We start from the raw sequence: 16,806 nt of genomic DNA on the forward strand, positions 1-16,806 counted from the left end.
TTAAAGTACGTTGTTAACACGCTCTACAGTGTCTTTTTTGTGCAATGTTAATCGGATAATTGAATCTTCAATACCTGTTACATCATGAACCACATTTGCTTCAAGCGAGATAAGATCTCCTTTTTTCAATTGGTGTTTTGTTTTGTCTATACCAAATTGGATAGCACCTTCAAATAGCTCAATAACTATAGGAAATGGAGCTTTATGTGCTTTCATTATTTGATCTTTTTGAAGCAAAATCCGAATTTCTTTTGAAGTTTCGGTCTCTAATAGTACCGATATTACAGGCTTTGTTGCGTTATAGACACAGTTATCTGTAAGTGACGTTTTTTTCATTATTCTAATTGTTTTAATTGATTTTTACCAAAAAGAAAAAGACTTATTACTTTGATGATTTCTAGCGCTACGAAAACAAAGTGAAGCGGGCTTTTTGGTAGGGTGTTTCCTTGTATAATTTTAATAGCTCTTTCATTCAATGCGGGTAATAACCAAAAAGTTTGTAACAGGAGAATGATAAAAGCAATAATAAAATATATTGAGATGTTTTTAGATTTCTTAATTTCTGATAGAATTAAAACAATGATACTAGAACCAAGAAAGAGTTCTACTTTGTTGAGAGCACTAAACACGAGTTGACCAATTCCTAAACCAAGTGCAGTTGTAATATTAGGTGCTTGAAACTTTAACCAAGCTTCCATAAAGCTAATTGCACAGACAAAACCTATCCAAATAAAGCTAATTGCAACGGTTATTTTTAGAGTTGTTTTCATATGTAGTATAAAAAGACCTTTTTATCCTTTATTTAAGGTTTAAAAAATAATTAACGTTTTAAATATAAGTTTTGCGTGTTCATATCCGTAACAAGCATTTCTAGAGAAGTGTTTTCTAGCATTTCTCTCAGTTGTTCTCTAATAGCTATAAATTTAAAATGGAGTGGGCAAGGTGTGGCTTCATTGCATTGACTTAAACCAAGTCCGCAGCCTGTGTATATAGAATCTCCATCTAAAATTTTTACTACTTGACTTAGTGTAACCGTTTTCATTTTTTCCGTTTCTATAACAAAACCACCATAAGGTCCTTTTATTGATGTAACCACATTGTTTTTGGTAAGTTGTTGTAAAATTTTAGCAGTGAAAGGTTGAGGAGAATCTATCGCTTCAGATATAGTTGTTAAACTCACCTTATTGTTTTGTTCTGTTTGTTGAGCAATATATAGTATAGCTCTCAATCCATATTCACACGATTTTGAAAACATTGCTTCTTCATTTTATAGTGCAAAGATATAATATTTTTATAAAGGATAAAAACATCCTTTATATTTTTTTTTGAATAATTTTAAGATATACTGCGTTAGTATTTTATTTCAGTAAAATCAAGTAATAAAAAGCATTGCAGAAATTTAGGAGATGATGAGAGAGGAATAAAAAAAGAATATGCTAAAAATGAAGCGGGAAAAACAACTTTTTAGCACATTCAAAACAATCAAAACTTAATTTTTCTATGTATTGGTTTTTGTGAATTTCTTTATCAAATAATAGTAGCTATATTTTATGTGTTAACAACTCTTTAAAAAAGATAATTTTAACAGGTGTAAATATAGGATTATAAATTTGTTTTTTCATAGGTAAAAATACCTGTTTTTTATATATCTAGCTAAGCAACTTTTGTCCTTTAACGAAATATTAATAAACGTTATTTTAATTGCTATACAAGAAAGAGTACCTTTATGCTAATGAAATTGCTATAAAAAATAAAATTATATAGTGAAGTAATACCAATTATTATAAAGCGATACCCTATGTTAACGCTGAAAAATAATTTTTAAACCTATGAAAAAGAACGACTATAAAACAGGGTTTCAGTTTACCAAATACGAAGCTCCTTTTCAAACACCCTTCGAAAAATTATTTCCCATTTTTAAGGAATTAATCACACATACATCGGGCGATTTTGATGAAGCCATTGATTGGTTACGTCAGTTAGATGTAGAGTACCAATTAACCACACCAGATTATACCATTGATGATTTTGTGGAAGATTTGAAGAAAAAAGGTTACATCAAAGATGAGGTTAAGTCAGACGGTTCTGGAGGAATGGCAATTACGGCAAAAACAGAACGAGCCATTCGTCAGCACGCCTTAGAACAAATATTTGGCAATTTAAACAAAGCAGGTTCAGGAAATCATAAAACCAAACAATCAGGAAAAGGAGACGAGCAAACGGGCGAATTGAGAGCTTTTCAGTTCGGAGATACTGTAGAACAAATTTCGTTAACCGAAAGTCTAAAAAATGCTCAAATTAATAATGGAGTAGGTGAGTTTATCCTTACTGAGAATGATTTAGTAGTAGAAGACAATCATCACAAATCACAAATGAGTACCGTACTGATGATTGATATTTCGCACAGTATGATTTTGTATGGTGAAGACCGAATTACTCCAGCCAAAAAAGTAGCCATGGCATTAGCCGAACTCATCACCACGCGCTATCCAAAAGATACTCTAGATATTTTAGTGTTTGGTAACGATGCTTGGACTATTAAAATTAAAGATTTACCCTATCTACAAGTCGGACCTTATCATACAAACACTGTTGCAGGATTGCAATTGGCAATGGATATTCTACGAAGAAAAAGAAATACCAACAAGCAAATCTTTATGATAACCGACGGAAAACCAAGTTGCGTGCGCGAGAAAAATGGAGAATATTACATGAACAGTAACGGTTTAGACCAATATATTGTAGATAAATGCTATAACCAAGCAGCACAAGCTAGAAAATTGCACATTCCAATTACGACTTTTATGATTGCAAAAGATCCTTATTTGCAACAATTTGTCAATTATTTTACCGAAGCCAATCAAGGGAAAGCATTTTACACTGGTTTAAAAGGTCTTGGAGAAATGATTTTTGAAGATTATGAGAGTAATAGGAAGAAGAAGATTAGATAGTTTTCAGTTTCCAGTTTGTCTCGAAAATTCGGGAGAGTCAAAAACCTTTTTTTTAATTCAATATTTATTAGATATTAAATGAAGCAAATAATCCTAGTTTTTACAATTTTAATTTCCAATTGGACTTTTAGTCAAAATGATTCTATTTCATTAGCATTAAAGGTTTATAATAGACGTTTTGAACTATCGGAACTAGTGCTTCCAGATTACCCAATGTTTAAAGGATTAGAATTAAATGCTATTTGCGAATGTTTAATTACATTAGAAATTATGCATCATGTGAAAGAAGATATCGATTTTACAGCCGTAAGAACTCAAATATTTGATAGATTGAAACAAATGGCAACGATATTAGCCAACGATGGCACTTTTTTTTATTTGTCTAGTGGCTATGATTGTTACAATTCGTCTACAGAAAAAAATAAAAACTATTTGATAACGAAAGAATTATATCAATGTGTTGGAGATTGTATAACATCATTAGGATATAGTGAAGGAAAAGATATTGTGAATAAAACCACGAGAGAAATCCAAAATAAATTAGCATATCAAAGAACAAAAAAAGAAAAATAATACAATATATAACTACATATGAAAAATATAAAAACATTAGGTGAATTAAAAAAATCAGGATACCAACCTAAAAACATAAAAGACGAATTACGAACAAATCTACGCAACAAAATAAAAGCAGGAGAAACTACTTTTGATGGTGTTCATGGTTTTGAAAACACCGTAATTCCAGAATTAGAAAGAGCCATTTTATCACGTCATAATATTAATTTATTAGGACTTCGAGGTCAAGCTAAAACCAGATTAGCGCGTAAAATGATTGAATTATTAGACGAATACATTCCAGTTGTAGAGGGTTCAGAAATAAATGATGATCCTTTAGAGCCTATTTCTCGTTTTGCAAAAGAATTAATTGCAGAAAAAGGAGACGAAACTCCAATAACTTGGTTACACCGTAGTGAACGTTTCTATGAAAAATTAGCGACTCCAGATGTAACTGTTGCCGACTTAATTGGTGATGTAGATCCTATTAAAGCAGCCAATTTAAAACTAAATTATGCAGACGAAAGGGTGATTCACTTTGGAATGATTCCGCGTGCAAATCGATGTATTTTTGTCATTAATGAATTACCCGATTTACAAGCACGTATTCAGGTAGCTTTGTTTAATATTCTACAAGAAGGAGATATTCAAATTAGAGGTTTCAAATTGCGTTTACCCATAGATGTTCAATTTATTTTTACAGCAAATCCTGAAGATTATACCAATAGAGGAAGTATCGTTACACCTTTAAAAGATAGAATTGGTTCCCAAATATTAACCCATTACCCAGAAACCATTCAAATTGCAAGAACCATTACAGAACAAGAAGCTAAGTTTGACAAAGACCAACAAGAAACAGTTTATGTGCCTAGTCTAGCGAAAGATCTATTAGAGCAAATTGTTTTTGAAGCTAGAGAAAGCGAATATGTTGATGTGAAAAGTGGTGTTTCTGCTCGTTTGAGTATTACTGCTTATGAAAACTTAATTTCAGCAGCAGAAAGAAGAGCTTTATTGGCAGGAGAAGACAAAACAACAGTAAGATTATCCGATTTTATGGGTATTATTCCAGCCATTACTGGAAAAGTAGAATTAGTTTATGAAGGCGAACAAGAAGGTGCAGCAACGGTGGCACAATATTTAATAGGAGATGCAATTAAGACATTATTTTCAAACTACTTCCCAAAGATTGAAAAATTAGAACGTGAAAATGAAAAAACAGCTTATACAGAACTGTTAGAATGGTTTTTCGCAGAAAGTGGATTTGAATTAACCGATGATGCAACAAACGAAACGTATCAGAAAATATTAGATGAGGTGCTACCTTTAGAAAGTATCTTACAAAAATTTCAACCTGAATTTGCAAAAGAAGATAAAAACTTCTTAAAAGAATTCCTGTTATGGGGATTAGTAGAACATGAAAAATTATCTAAAAACCGATTCAAAAAAGGCTATCAATACAAAGATCTATACAGCAATTTTTTGAGTAAATTATAGTTTTTATTACCATAATTATAGCATAAAGGGTAGCAATAACACTACCCTTTATTATTTTAATTTGTACTATTAATTTAATCGATAGGCAGCAACTCTAATTTCGTGTGCATATTTTTCAACGATATTAACCGTATACTTTTGACTTCCATTTTGAAAATCCCAAAAATAAGAAGAAGCTGGTATAGCCCAAAAATAATGACCATTTACTCTTTTGCCATAATCTGCACCAACATAACCTCTAAACTTTACAGGCACTGTCCATAAACTATTAATAGGTCTCCATCTTTCTTCTAAAACAAAGCGTACTCTTTTACCTGGCTCAACATCAATATGGGGTGTTCTATAATTTTCTGTAAACGTTGTACTCTTTGAACCACCACCACCAGCAGTTGCAGACAAACTTACTTCTACATTTCCTTCAGTTACAAAAGGAATACCAATTTTCCCACCAATTTTTAATCCAGTTGTAACAGATACATTCCAATTCGAAGTATTAGTGGTTGCTCTATTGTATAAAACAAACCCACCAAGGTCTTTCGTTGTATTAGAATAATTTTCTTCAACCCTTGCAGAATAACCACTTACAGGTCTCCAGCTTACATATGGTCCAGCAGCAGTTGAAGAACCAGTACCTTCAAACCTGCGCTCTGTAACCCAATTTTGTCCAGAATTAGGATTGGTACCACTTCCTAATTTTACATCGTTTACACTAACGTTTCTAGGAACATCATTAATGCTAATACGATCGTTAAACCTTGTTTTAGCAAAGTTTTCATTAAGAAATTGACCTAAATTTCCTAAATCGGTTCGAGTGACTTTTGTCCAACCAGTTTCTGCGCTTTTAGAAGCAGTCGCAGTTGTTGTAGGCCTTTTCGAAACATAAGTTTCACTTGTTGCAGAAGGAATAGTTTGTGCATTTTCTAAATCCTCATTTTTTTCACACCCTATCATAACGATAGTAGTAACTCCTAAGAGTAATAATTTAATTTTTTTCATAATTAATTTGTTTGTAATTATTTGTTTTTAAAAACTTTAAATTAATAATAAAAGGAGATTAAATAGTTGGTTGTTGATATTGAATGAAAAAAGTATAGTTTTACTGTAATTAACTTAAAATCAGGTTTGAAATTTAGTACACTTCGGTTAAAAATGACTATCAATACAGTAATTTTTTAAATAAATTATAATAGATTCATTTTCTGAATATTTTTAATTACTACAACCTATGTCAAAGTTCCTTACAGTCTTGGTTCCAAACTTTGATAGAGGTAAATAGTTAATTGTAAAGTTCCAAACTTTAACAGAGGTTAATCATTACTTTCTCTAACTTGAAAAGTTATAAATATCACAATAAATTTTAAAAAGTTTTAAACTCTATATTTAAAGCTTGCTGTAGTAAAAAAAACTATGATTTTAATAATTGAGTTTTTTTTTAATGTATTTTAGCTTCCTATTTTAGATTTATAACAAGGGTTAGCTTAGAGAATTGTATTATTGCTTAAATTTGATTACCAACAAACAACAACATGACTGAAAAAAAAGAATACCGCCAAAGAATATTTCAACATCTCGACGGAATTGTAACAGCACCTTCTGCATATATGCTATATAAAAAAGGGATAACTGCTTATATTTTAGAAAAAGAAGAAATTACGCTGTCAGAATTAACAGAAAAGTTTAAAGCCAACGAAGGATATTTAAATGTTTCTCTGCGAACACTAGCTTCTCAAGGTTTTTTAGAATATGATATTAACACAACAACAGATACCATTACAGTAAAAATAAATGAAAAGAGTAATTATGCTTTTTCACTATTTTCTTTATATGAAGATGTGGTTGTTTTATTAAATGAAACAGAGCTATTTACTTCTGTTCGCATTGCTTCTGATTCGATAACATTATTAGATGTAATTTTCAATAAATACAGAAATAATTTTGGTGTTATTTTATCAGATGATCTAGATAAAAAAGCTATTGAAGAACAAGTTTTGCTTCATATTGAAGGTTTTTTAATAGCTCCAATTATTGTAAGTCTTGGAATGTCGGGTATGTTCCATAAATACTTTATGGAAACTTCTTTCCGTCCAGAAGAGTTTCACAAACAACCCGAAGTTTTTAAGTCAATCTTGAACTTCTTCACCTATTTAGGCTGGTTCAATGAAAAAAACGGAAATTATCAATTCACAGAAATAGGTTTGTTTTTTGCAAAAAGAGCTACAGCCTATGGTGTAACAGTGTCCTATTTGCCAATGTTTAAAAAACTAGAAATCTTATTGTTTGGTAACCCTAGTTTGTTAAGAGAAATTGCCCATAATGAAGACGAAATACACGTGAATAGAGAAATGAACGTTTGGGGAAGTGGTGGTGCACATGCTACCTATTTTAAAGTCATTGATGAAATTATTATAGAAGTATTTAACAAACCAATTCACGAGCAACCCAAAGGTATTTTAGACATGGGCTGTGGAAACGGAGCTTTTTTGCAACACATTTTTGAAGTAATTGAACGACAAACATTGCGTGGAAAAATGTTAGAAGAGCATCCGTTATTCTTAGTTGGAGTAGATTATAATCAAGCTGCTTTGAAAGTAACAAGAGCTAATTTAATTAAAGCCGATATTTGGGCTAAAGTTATTTGGGGTGATATTGGTAGACCCGATTTATTAGCAAAAGATTTATTAGATAATTATGCGATTGATTTGAAAGATTTATTAAACGTTAGAACTTTTTTAGATCATAATCGTATTTGGGAAGAACCATTGGTGAAAAAACATGACAGAGTGAGCAGTTCAACTGGAGCTTTTGCGCACAGAGGAAAACGAATTTCTAATAATGATGTAGAAGATAATTTATTGCAACACTTGAAAAAATGGTCGCCTTATGTTCAGAAATTCGGATTGTTAATCATTGAATTGCACACAGTTTCTTCTAAATTAACTGCTCAAAATATAGGTAAAACAGCTGCTACTGCCTATGATGCTACACATGGATTTTCTGATCAGTTTATTGTTGAAATAGAGGTGCTACACAATATCGCTGCAGAAGCAGGATTGTTTCCTGATCCAATGTATTTTAAAAAGTTTCCAAATACAGACTATGCAACAGTAAGTATTAATTTACTAAAAGGATAATTGAAATTATTCTTGCGTAATTTAGATTAAAAAATATATTGCGAACACTAATTTCATAAATAGAATTGTAAAATTTATGGAATTAGTGTTCTTTTTATAATGATTTAAATATTTTTGCCCAAATTTTTAAAAAATGAAATGCTATTGTAAATCAGAGTTAGAATTTGAAAACTGCTGTGAACCCTATATTTATACCTTAAAAAATCCAACAACACCAGAACAGTTAATGCGCTCTCGATATACAGCCTATGCATTGCAAGAAGCCGATTACCTAATACAAACTACTCATGTTTCTCAACGACGACATTATAAAAAGAAAGACATTTTAGAATGGTCAAAAACAAATACTTGGTTGAATTTAGAAATTGTTCAAGCTGAAGGTGCTATCGTTGAATTCAAAGCCTATTATATAGATGAAACGTTACAAGCACAGGTGCATCATGAAAAATCTACTTTCAAACAAGAAAAAGGAATTTGGTATTATGTAGATGGTAAATTTTATTAATAAATCTTGTTTGGTTTGTTAGAACAAAACACCTTGTACAGGCTTCAAATGGGTATTGTTTTCAAAAGGAAAATAATCAATGGCTTCAAACTGTTTTTTTGTAGTGTCTAGCTTTCGTAAAACCAATCCTTTAGCAATAAACGTCAAATGTATAGTTGTAAAAAGTTGATTAGCTGTTTGTAGTTGTTCTTCCGATAATTTTCGACCAATAGAAAGGTGAGGAGCATTACTTTTATAGCTATTTTTCAAACCCAATTCGGTAGTCACTTCCTTCATAATAGTTTTCAACGATAGCGTAGAAGTAGTATCTGGAGCAATAAAAAACGCACCATTAGGATACGTATTAAAATTATTCATTACTACATTAACAGCATCAATTGTAGCACAAATTCGTGTTAGTTTTCTCTTAATAATAACCAATGCTTCTTCAGAAGTTTCAAATTCACAAATTGTAATATGTCCTAAAGAATTTTTACTGTGATACCAACCAATTTTTTCGGCTAATACTGCCTTCATTGCCTTTATTTCATTAAGTACTAATTCTGGTGGTTGAAACACAATAGAGTAGCGGTCCATTCTGTTATTTTTTGTAGAAAGGAATCATTTTTTGTGCAGTTGCATACCAATCATCTTCAGTATTCAAATACATCACTTCTAAGGGAAAATCCAAAGTGTGTCCTTGCATTCCTTCATTAATAGCATTTATTACTGCTTTTCGACTATTTTCGGTTGGGTTTTTAATAACAAAAGCTAAAGTTAAAACCCTTTCATTATTCTTTGTCATACCAAAATGAAATACTTCATCTATAGCAGAAATCTTTTTGAAAGCAGTTTGCAATTGCAGTTTGTTTGCTCCATCAATAGGCGTTTTTGGGTGCCAAACCAATACTTCTGTAGCTTCTTCAATAACTTCCGTTTTTACATTAGGAGTTGCTTTTTCTAAAACAAACATAGTATCTTGGTTACTGTCAATTACTATGCGTCCGAAACCTTGTTCTTGTGCGATTTCCAGTACTGCTTTTGCAGGAATCATTTTATAAGGTTTCATGTCGTTGGCCCAAGCCATTAACTTCTCTGGAGAAGTAAACACTCCAAAAACTTTCAACCCATCCATGTCGAAAACTGTAGAAAAAGTAATAGTGTCTCCTTTTTTAAGGGTTGACCAACTATTGGATTTTACTTTATCGTCTATAGTTGTTGGCACAACCAAAAAAGTTTCCTCTTTTTGTAGTGCATTAAAAACAGCCATAAAATGTTCGTTGTCTTTATTATTATGAAAAGCTTTTATTGATTTAATTAGCTCTGAATTGTCTGGTGAAAGCATGTTTTATAAAATCTGTATTTTTTTACAAAGATAATGAAGTCCAGTGGAAGAAAGTTGTTATTATAAAACATATCATGTGCAATTTCTTAATCTTCTAAATTTTCATTGAAGGCAGAGGGTAATAATTGCGGAATATATTTTACCAAAAGAGGCAATAGAATGCCTCCACCTGGAAGTAGGAAAATCGTTAATGAAGGTATTGTTTTGCAAATATCTAAAAGTTGTTTTTTTACTTTCTTTTTTTCAATATCGTCTAGGTCTTTTGTTGTTGATTTAGCTAAAAGAATCATTAATTCCTTACTTTCTAAAATCTCTTTTGTTAGTCTTTTTTTATTTCTATTTATTAGCTTAATGACAGCAGCATTTGTTTGATTATAGAAATGTTTTACAGGATTGGAATGATTAAAATAGGATATGTTTTGTCTATTAGCTCGGACAAATTCTCTAATGTTTACAATGCTTTCTGTTACTATAGATTCGGAAATGTGCAATTTACTAGAAATATGATTTAAAAATTGATATTCTTCTTCGTCTAGTTTTTTATCACTTAATAATGCCATTTGCACTAAATCGAAAAAATAATATTTTTCTAGCTCATTTGTTAAAAAAAGATAATTGAATTCTTCTAGTGTAATTTTTTCCACAGTATTACTTTTAGAATAGCGCAATGAATTTTCAAATAACTTTAGAAGGAGTTCATCTGCTTGTGTTTTTTCTTTTTTAACATCAAGTGCCATGCAAATAATCTGATATATTCTTTTTTCAAAGGTTTCAAAATATTTTTTTGAAAAATCTAGATTATCTATAAAGTGGTAAAATGCTAAAACATCTAAAAAAAGTAATGCATTTGTGACAATGTGGGAAAAATTCTTTGCGATAACATTTTGATTGGTCTGAATCCTATCGTCGATTATAGATTCTAATTGTAAGCTATCTGAAGTTCCAGGTAATAATTTTTTTAAAAATAAATAATTATTCTTTTGAATTGCTTTATAAAAAGAATTCACTGTTTTTAAAAACTCAGTTTTTGATATAGAATTAGTTTTTAGGCAAAACACCCCAAATAGCGCATCTAAGAATACAATTTTAGTGATTTCATCAAATGACAATTCATTAATTTCTTTTTCATCTACATTTGTATAGCTAAGGGTATGACCATAAATTAAACCTGTTTTTCTAATAGCTGTATAGTATTCAGTAATATTAAATTTTTTTTGTTGTTTTTCCATATTCACAACAGTAAAAAATTTATCTATCCAGCCGTTAATTGAAGGGTTAATCATAATGTTCTAATTATGGCACGAAGTTAAAAAAATATTTTTTGTCTTCTCATAAAGTAAGTTTATATCTTAGTTAATTATTTTTTTAATTGTTAAAGTATATTTATATCTTGCTTAAAAATTATTTATATGAACTATGTTATCATAGCTATAGTATGTGTTTTATTATTATTGGCTTATATTTTTACAATTTCTGCTTCTAAAACGAAAATACCTTCGGTTATTTTACTTTTAATCTTAGGTTGGGCAGTAAGACAATTAACTGATATTTTTCATTTGGTTTTACCAGATCTGAATCCATTATTACCCTTACTGGGTACAATCGGTTTAATTTTAATTGTATTAGAAGGTTCATTAGATTTAAAATTAAATAAAGATAAACTGCCTTTTATTTGGAAAACATTCATTACAGCTATTGTTCCATTAATTTTAACAGCAATCATTTTAGCTTATTGTTTTTATTATTTCATTGACGTTAGTTTTAAAGACGGACTAATTAATGCGATACCATTGTGTATTATTAGTAGTGCAATTGCAATTTCAAGTGTTGGACATTTGAATGTGTTTAATAAGGAATTTGCAATTTATGAAAGTAGTTTGTCAGATATTATTGGAGTTCTATTTTTTAATTTTATTACATTAAACGCAGTCATTAACCTAGAATCTGTGGGGCATTTTGGACTACAAATTTTGTTAATGATTGTCATTTCTTTTATTGCCACAGCATTTTTAGCTTTTTTATTAAGTAAAATTGATCATCATGTAAAATTTGCACCTATTGCTTTATTGATAATTTTAATATTTGCTGTTTCAGAAATTTATCATCTACCTGCATTATTATTTATAATGTTTTTTGGTTTAATAATGGAAAATTTTGATGAGTTAGATCGATTTAAATGGATTGAAAAATTAAAGCCAAAAGCATTAGATAAAGAAGTGCAAAAATTTAAAGAATTGATTATTGAATCTGCCTTTTTAGTTCGTTCTGTGTTTTTTTTACTTTTTGGTTTTTTGATGAAAACAGAGGATATATTAAACCCAGATACTTTTGTTATAGCTTTAATAATTGTTACTATTATTTATTTGATTAGAGCTATACAGTTGAAATTTTTTAAAGTTAAATTAATGCCCTTGCTATTCATTGCTCCTCGCGGATTAATTACGATTCTTTTATTTTTAAAAATAGAAGAGGTGAATAGAATTCCATATGTAAATAAAGCATTAATAATTCAAGTAATTGTACTTTCAGCTTTATTCATGATGATTGGGTTAGTTTTTAATAAAACAGATAAATCAGAACTTAAGAGTAATAAGTATAAAGATTCTAACCTATCTATTGATATGGAAGTACCTATATAAAATAATATTATGAATCATTTTTTCTTTCTTTAGTATTCTTTTCTTTGAAAGAGTGCATTTTTTCTGAAAGAAGGTGCTTGTAAGATGATTTACACATTAAACCCAAATTAAGCATTTGAATTTTATTACGAAAATAAACTGATTTATATCCTCAATGTAGCGATTGCTACATTTGTGGGATCTAAACTTCCTTACTATACAACTATTTTACACTATTTCTCTCATAACAAAGTCTAATATCTAGTTTGGTTTTAAATTTTAAGGCATAAAAAAAATCCACTCTTTACGAGTGGATTCTTCAACAAACTAAACCAAAAGTTTGTGCAACCAATTAAAAGCAATATTTATTTTCGCTAATTAATTTTGCTGCAATTTTTTCTCTTAAACCAATTACGTTAGGCATATTGGTATATTTAGTAAAACGCTTAAGTCCCATTAACATCATGCGTTGCTCATCTCCTTCAGCAAATGAAACGATACCTTCTTTACCTTTTTGGTTCACAGTATCAACGGCATGGTATAAGTATAATTGAGCCATAGCAATTTGTTCTTGAACTTTATCAGCACCTTCTTTCTTAGCTAATTTCTCAGTTCTAAGAATTGTACTTTCTGCCATATAAATTTCGATTAAAATGTCTGAAGCAGCCATTAATAATTGTTGGTGAGATTCTAATTCAGGTCCAAATTTTTGAACAGCAGCACCAGCAACCATTAAGAATACTTTTTTCAATTTAGCGATCATTTCTTTTTCTTCAGCAAATAATTCTGAATAATCAGGTACATCAAAAGATGGAATACCCATTAATTCTTCAGCTACAGCCATAGCAGGACCTAATAAATCAACATGACCTTTCATAGCTTTTTTCACTAACATACCTACAGAAAGCATTCTGTTGATTTCGTTAGTACCTTCGTAAATTCTTGCAATACGAGCATCTCTCCATGCACTTTCCATTGGGGCATCTTCAGAGAATCCCATTCCTCCAAAAATTTGGATACCTTCATCTGTACAGCTTTGTACGTCTTCTGAAACGGCTACTTTTAAGATAGAACACTCAATTGCAAACTCTTCCACACCTTTTAATTCTGCTTCTTGGTGCGAATTTCCTTCGTTTACTCTAATATCAATTCTTTTTTCAATGTCATTAGCTGCTCTATAAGTAGCACTTTCCCCAGCATAAGCATTTGTTGCCATTTCAGCCAATTTAGATTGGATAGCACCAAAGTTTGCAATAGGTGTTTTAAACTGTACTCTTTCATTTGCATAATTAACAGCACCAGAAATGGTTCTTCTTTGTGCTTCTAAACAAGCTGCCGCTAATTTGATACGTCCCACGTTTAATGCATTCATGGCGATTTTAAATCCTTCACCGCGACCTGCTAACATATTTTCTACAGGAACTTTCGTTTCGTTAAAGAAAACCTGACGCGTAGAAGAGGAGCGAATCCCTAATTTATGCTCTTCATCTCCTAATGAAATTCCATTTGAAGGATCATTTTCAACGATAAAACCAGTAATATTTTTATCATCTTCAATACGTGCAAAAACGATGAAAACCGAACAGAAACCTGCATTTGAAATCCACATTTTTCCACCTGTGATTTTATAATGAGTACCGTCTTCCGATAAAACCGCTTTTGTTTTACCCGAATTAGCATCAGAACCGGCTCCTGGTTCTGTTAAACAGTATGCACCAAACCATTCTCCAGAAGCTAATTTAGGAACATATTTTTGTTTTTGCTCTTCCGTTCCATATAAAGTAATTGGCATCGTTCCAATTCCTGTATGTGCTCCAAAAGCTGTTGAAAAAGAACCAGTTGCTCCAGAGATGTAGTCACAAACTAAAACGGTATTGGTAAAACCCATTTCCATTCCTCCATATGCTTCAGGAACTGCAACGCTTAAATAACCTAATTCTCCTGCTTTACGCATTACTTCTTCTGTAAGTGCATAATCTTTTTTCTCAAAACGCTCTTTATTTGGCCATAATTCTTTATCCACAAATTCGATAACAGAATCACGCATCATGATTTGCTCTTCTGAGAAATCTTCTGGTGTGAAAATATCTTCACATTTTGTTTCTTTTACTAGGAATTGACCTCCTCTGATAATATCTGACATATTTTTATTTTTTTTTAGAGAAAAGAAGAAAGAAACAAGAAAAAAGATTATTCCAATTTACTGATAAAACCAGTTGTCATTTTTTGGAATTCAATAATCTTATTTTCTATTTCAGTCGTTTTTTCTTGAGTTATATAATTGTTTTGTAATGCTATTAATAATTGGGTTTGTAATTCGAAGGAAGAGCCAAGGCTAATATTTAAGAAATGTTTGAAATGAGTGTTTTGTCTGTTAGAACCTTCGGCAATATTAGAAGGCATTGAAACAGCAGCTCTATTCATTTGACTAATTAAACCATAAACTTCATTTTTAGGAAACTCTAAACATAGATTATGAATATCTGAAGTAATCTCCATAGCTAAAATCCAAATTTTAAGGTTTTTAAAGTTATGCTTCATAAGTCTTTTTTATCTTTCTTCTTGCCTCTTTTTTCTATGTTTTATTTTAAAAACTCATAAATTCCTGCTGTTCCTTGACCAGTTCCTACGCACATGGTCACCATACCGTATTTAGCATTACCACGTTTACGCATTTCATCAAACAATTGAACCGATAATTTCGCACCTGTACAACCTAGAGGATGTCCTAAGGAAATGGCACCACCATTAACATTGATAATCTCAGGGTTAAGATTTAACTCACGAATTACAGCTAATGATTGTGAAGCAAAAGCCTCATTCAATTCAATTAAATCAATGTCCGCTTGTTTTAAACCTGCTTGTTTTAATGCTTTTGGAATTGCTTTTACTGGGCCGATACCCATGATTCTTGGTTCTACACCAGCTGAAGCGAAATTTACCAAACGTGCAATAGGTTCTAAGTTTAATTCTTTTACCATTTCTTCACTCATTACTAAAACAAAAGCGGCTCCATCACTCATTTGAGATGAGTTACCTGCTGTAACACTTCCGTCTGCAGCAAATACAGGTCTTAATTTAGCTAATGCTTCAACAGAAGTTCCAGCTCTAGGTCCTTCATCTTTATTCACTACATATGAACGTGTTTCTTTTTTTCCGTTTTCGTTAACGAATGTTTCTTCAACTGTAATTGGTACGATTTGATCATCAAATTTTCCTTCTGCTTGCGCTTTTAGGGCTTTCATATGAGAATGATAAGCAAATTCATCTTGATCTTCACGAGAAATTTTAAATTGATTTGCAACAGCTTCTGCAGTTAATCCCATTCCCCAGTAGTAATCTTCATGACCGGCAGCAGAAACTTTATAATCTGGAGTTGGTTTATAACCTCCCATTGGGATATAACTCATGCTTTCAGCTCCACCTGCGATAATACAGTCTGCCATTCCAGCTTGAATTTTGGCAGTAGCCATACCTATAGTTTCAATTCCGGAAGCACAATATCTGTTTACAGTTACACCAGGAACATCTTCTACTTTTAATCCCATTAATGAAATTAAACGACCTACATTTAATCCTTGTTCTGCTTCTGGCATTGCATTACCTACCATTACATCATCGATACGTGTTTTATCGAAATTAGGTAATTCTTTCATCATGTGTTCGATAGTTTCTGCAGCCAATTCATCTGGTCTTTTGAAACGAAAAACACCTTTAGGTGCTTTACCTACTGCAGTTCTATATGCTTTTACTATATATGCTGTTTTCATTTTATTTGTATTAAGATTGGAATATTAAGTATTAAGACTTCCAATCGTTATTTTATATTTTCTTTTAATGTTTTTTGAAAGGAAAAATTCATATTTGAGACTTCTACTAATTGATTTATTATCGGTTGAATAATTTCTTCATCAACAAGTTTTAATCTTTTAGCAAGTATTAATTGTGTTATTAATTCAAAAGTAGATCCATTCGCTATTCCTAAAAATTGAATAAATTCTTTATTATGATTTCTACCAGAACCTTCTGCTATATTTGACGGTATTGAAACTGCACATTTTTTAATTTGATGAATTAAATTAAATTTTTCATCGCTAGGTAAAAGCAAAGAAATCTCATAAACTTCAACAGCTATGTCCATTGCTTTTTGCCATATTTTAAGTTTTTCAAAATTATGCATCCTCTTTCTGTCTTAATACTTCAGTCTTAATACTTCAGTCTTAATACT

The 16,806-nt window shown here is 30.9% G+C and carries 17 protein-coding genes; 6 read left to right on the forward strand and 11 right to left on the reverse strand.

Annotated features, from left to right (window positions below; translation table 11 throughout):
* The 3 genes from ACZ49Z_RS16120 to ACZ49Z_RS16130 are packed head-to-tail and all read right to left on the reverse strand — an operon-like array spanning position 1 to position 1,255.
* Positions 1–336 carry a cupin domain-containing protein gene (locus ACZ49Z_RS16120; RefSeq protein ID WP_464305326.1) on the reverse strand — a complete coding sequence of 112 codons (336 nt, stop codon included), beginning with the start codon at positions 334–336 and terminating at the stop codon, positions 1–3.
* Positions 336–770, reverse strand: a complete 435-nt coding sequence (locus tag ACZ49Z_RS16125) for a hypothetical protein (protein WP_464305327.1) — start codon at positions 768–770, stop codon at positions 336–338. The genes ACZ49Z_RS16120 and ACZ49Z_RS16125 overlap by 1 nt, the downstream gene beginning before the upstream one ends.
* A 50-nt stretch (positions 771–820) precedes the next feature.
* Complete coding sequence (locus ACZ49Z_RS16130; protein ID WP_464305328.1) at positions 821–1,255, reverse strand: RrF2 family transcriptional regulator; 435 nt, start codon at positions 1,253–1,255, stop codon at positions 821–823.
* Positions 1,256–1,829: 574 nt separating this feature from the next.
* Between ACZ49Z_RS16130 and ACZ49Z_RS16135 the strand changes: the two genes are divergently transcribed.
* From ACZ49Z_RS16135 to ACZ49Z_RS16145, 3 genes are all read left to right on the forward strand, one after another.
* Positions 1,830–2,951 (forward strand): vWA domain-containing protein, encoded by a 1,122-nt coding sequence (locus ACZ49Z_RS16135; RefSeq protein ID WP_464305329.1) that lies wholly within the window; start codon positions 1,830–1,832, stop codon positions 2,949–2,951.
* A gap of 78 nt (positions 2,952–3,029) precedes the next feature.
* A complete protein-coding gene (locus ACZ49Z_RS16140) occupies positions 3,030–3,524 on the forward strand; it encodes a hypothetical protein (RefSeq protein WP_464305330.1) in 495 nt (164 codons plus the stop codon).
* Positions 3,525–3,542: 18 nt separating this feature from the next.
* A complete protein-coding gene (locus tag ACZ49Z_RS16145; protein ID WP_464305331.1) occupies positions 3,543–5,000 on the forward strand; it encodes a sigma 54-interacting transcriptional regulator in 1,458 nt (485 codons plus the stop codon).
* A gap of 69 nt (positions 5,001–5,069) precedes the next feature.
* Here ACZ49Z_RS16145 and ACZ49Z_RS16150 read toward each other — a convergent pair whose 3' ends face one another.
* Entirely contained in the window at positions 5,070–5,996 is a 927-nt protein-coding gene (locus tag ACZ49Z_RS16150; protein WP_464305332.1) for a hypothetical protein, read from the reverse strand.
* A 530-nt stretch (positions 5,997–6,526) separates the two neighbouring features.
* Here ACZ49Z_RS16150 and ACZ49Z_RS16155 point away from each other — a divergent pair.
* A complete protein-coding gene (locus ACZ49Z_RS16155; RefSeq protein WP_464305333.1) occupies positions 6,527–8,131 on the forward strand; it encodes a class I SAM-dependent methyltransferase in 1,605 nt (534 codons plus the stop codon).
* A gap of 133 nt (positions 8,132–8,264) precedes the next feature.
* Entirely contained in the window at positions 8,265–8,636 is a 372-nt protein-coding gene (locus ACZ49Z_RS16160) for a YchJ family protein (RefSeq protein WP_464305334.1), read from the forward strand.
* A gap of 18 nt (positions 8,637–8,654) precedes the next feature.
* Here the strand turns inward: ACZ49Z_RS16160 and ACZ49Z_RS16165 are convergent, their stop codons facing one another.
* From ACZ49Z_RS16165 to ACZ49Z_RS16175, 3 genes are all read right to left on the reverse strand, one after another.
* On the reverse strand, positions 8,655–9,212 hold the full coding sequence (locus tag ACZ49Z_RS16165) for a 2'-5' RNA ligase family protein (RefSeq protein ID WP_464305335.1): 558 nt from the start codon (positions 9,210–9,212) through the stop codon (positions 8,655–8,657).
* 4 nt (positions 9,213–9,216) lie between these two features.
* Complete coding sequence (locus tag ACZ49Z_RS16170) at positions 9,217–9,960, reverse strand: SseB family protein (RefSeq protein WP_464305336.1); 744 nt, start codon at positions 9,958–9,960, stop codon at positions 9,217–9,219.
* Between the two features lie 86 nt (positions 9,961–10,046).
* Positions 10,047–11,243 carry an LETM1-related biofilm-associated protein gene (locus tag ACZ49Z_RS16175; RefSeq protein WP_464305337.1) on the reverse strand — a complete coding sequence of 399 codons (1,197 nt, stop codon included), beginning with the start codon at positions 11,241–11,243 and terminating at the stop codon, positions 10,047–10,049.
* Positions 11,244–11,369: 126 nt separating this feature from the next.
* Between ACZ49Z_RS16175 and ACZ49Z_RS16180 the strand changes: the two genes are divergently transcribed.
* A complete protein-coding gene (locus ACZ49Z_RS16180) occupies positions 11,370–12,599 on the forward strand; it encodes a cation:proton antiporter (protein WP_464305338.1) in 1,230 nt (409 codons plus the stop codon).
* A 331-nt stretch (positions 12,600–12,930) separates the two neighbouring features.
* Here ACZ49Z_RS16180 and ACZ49Z_RS16185 read toward each other — a convergent pair whose 3' ends face one another.
* From ACZ49Z_RS16185 to ACZ49Z_RS16200, 4 genes are read right to left on the reverse strand one after another with little or no spacing between them, the layout of a single operon-like run.
* Positions 12,931–14,721, reverse strand: coding sequence for an acyl-CoA dehydrogenase family protein (locus ACZ49Z_RS16185; RefSeq protein ID WP_464305339.1), 1,791 nt, complete (start codon positions 14,719–14,721; stop codon positions 12,931–12,933).
* A gap of 47 nt (positions 14,722–14,768) precedes the next feature.
* A complete protein-coding gene (locus tag ACZ49Z_RS16190) occupies positions 14,769–15,119 on the reverse strand; it encodes a four helix bundle protein (RefSeq protein WP_464305340.1) in 351 nt (116 codons plus the stop codon).
* A gap of 41 nt (positions 15,120–15,160) precedes the next feature.
* Positions 15,161–16,348 (reverse strand): acetyl-CoA C-acyltransferase, encoded by a 1,188-nt coding sequence (locus ACZ49Z_RS16195; RefSeq protein WP_464305341.1) that lies wholly within the window; start codon positions 16,346–16,348, stop codon positions 15,161–15,163.
* 47 nt (positions 16,349–16,395) lie between these two features.
* Positions 16,396–16,758, reverse strand: coding sequence for a four helix bundle protein (locus ACZ49Z_RS16200; protein WP_464305342.1), 363 nt, complete (start codon positions 16,756–16,758; stop codon positions 16,396–16,398).
* Positions 16,759–16,806 lie beyond the last annotated feature (48 nt).

The organism is Flavobacterium sp. KY-23415, assembly GCF_055384985.1.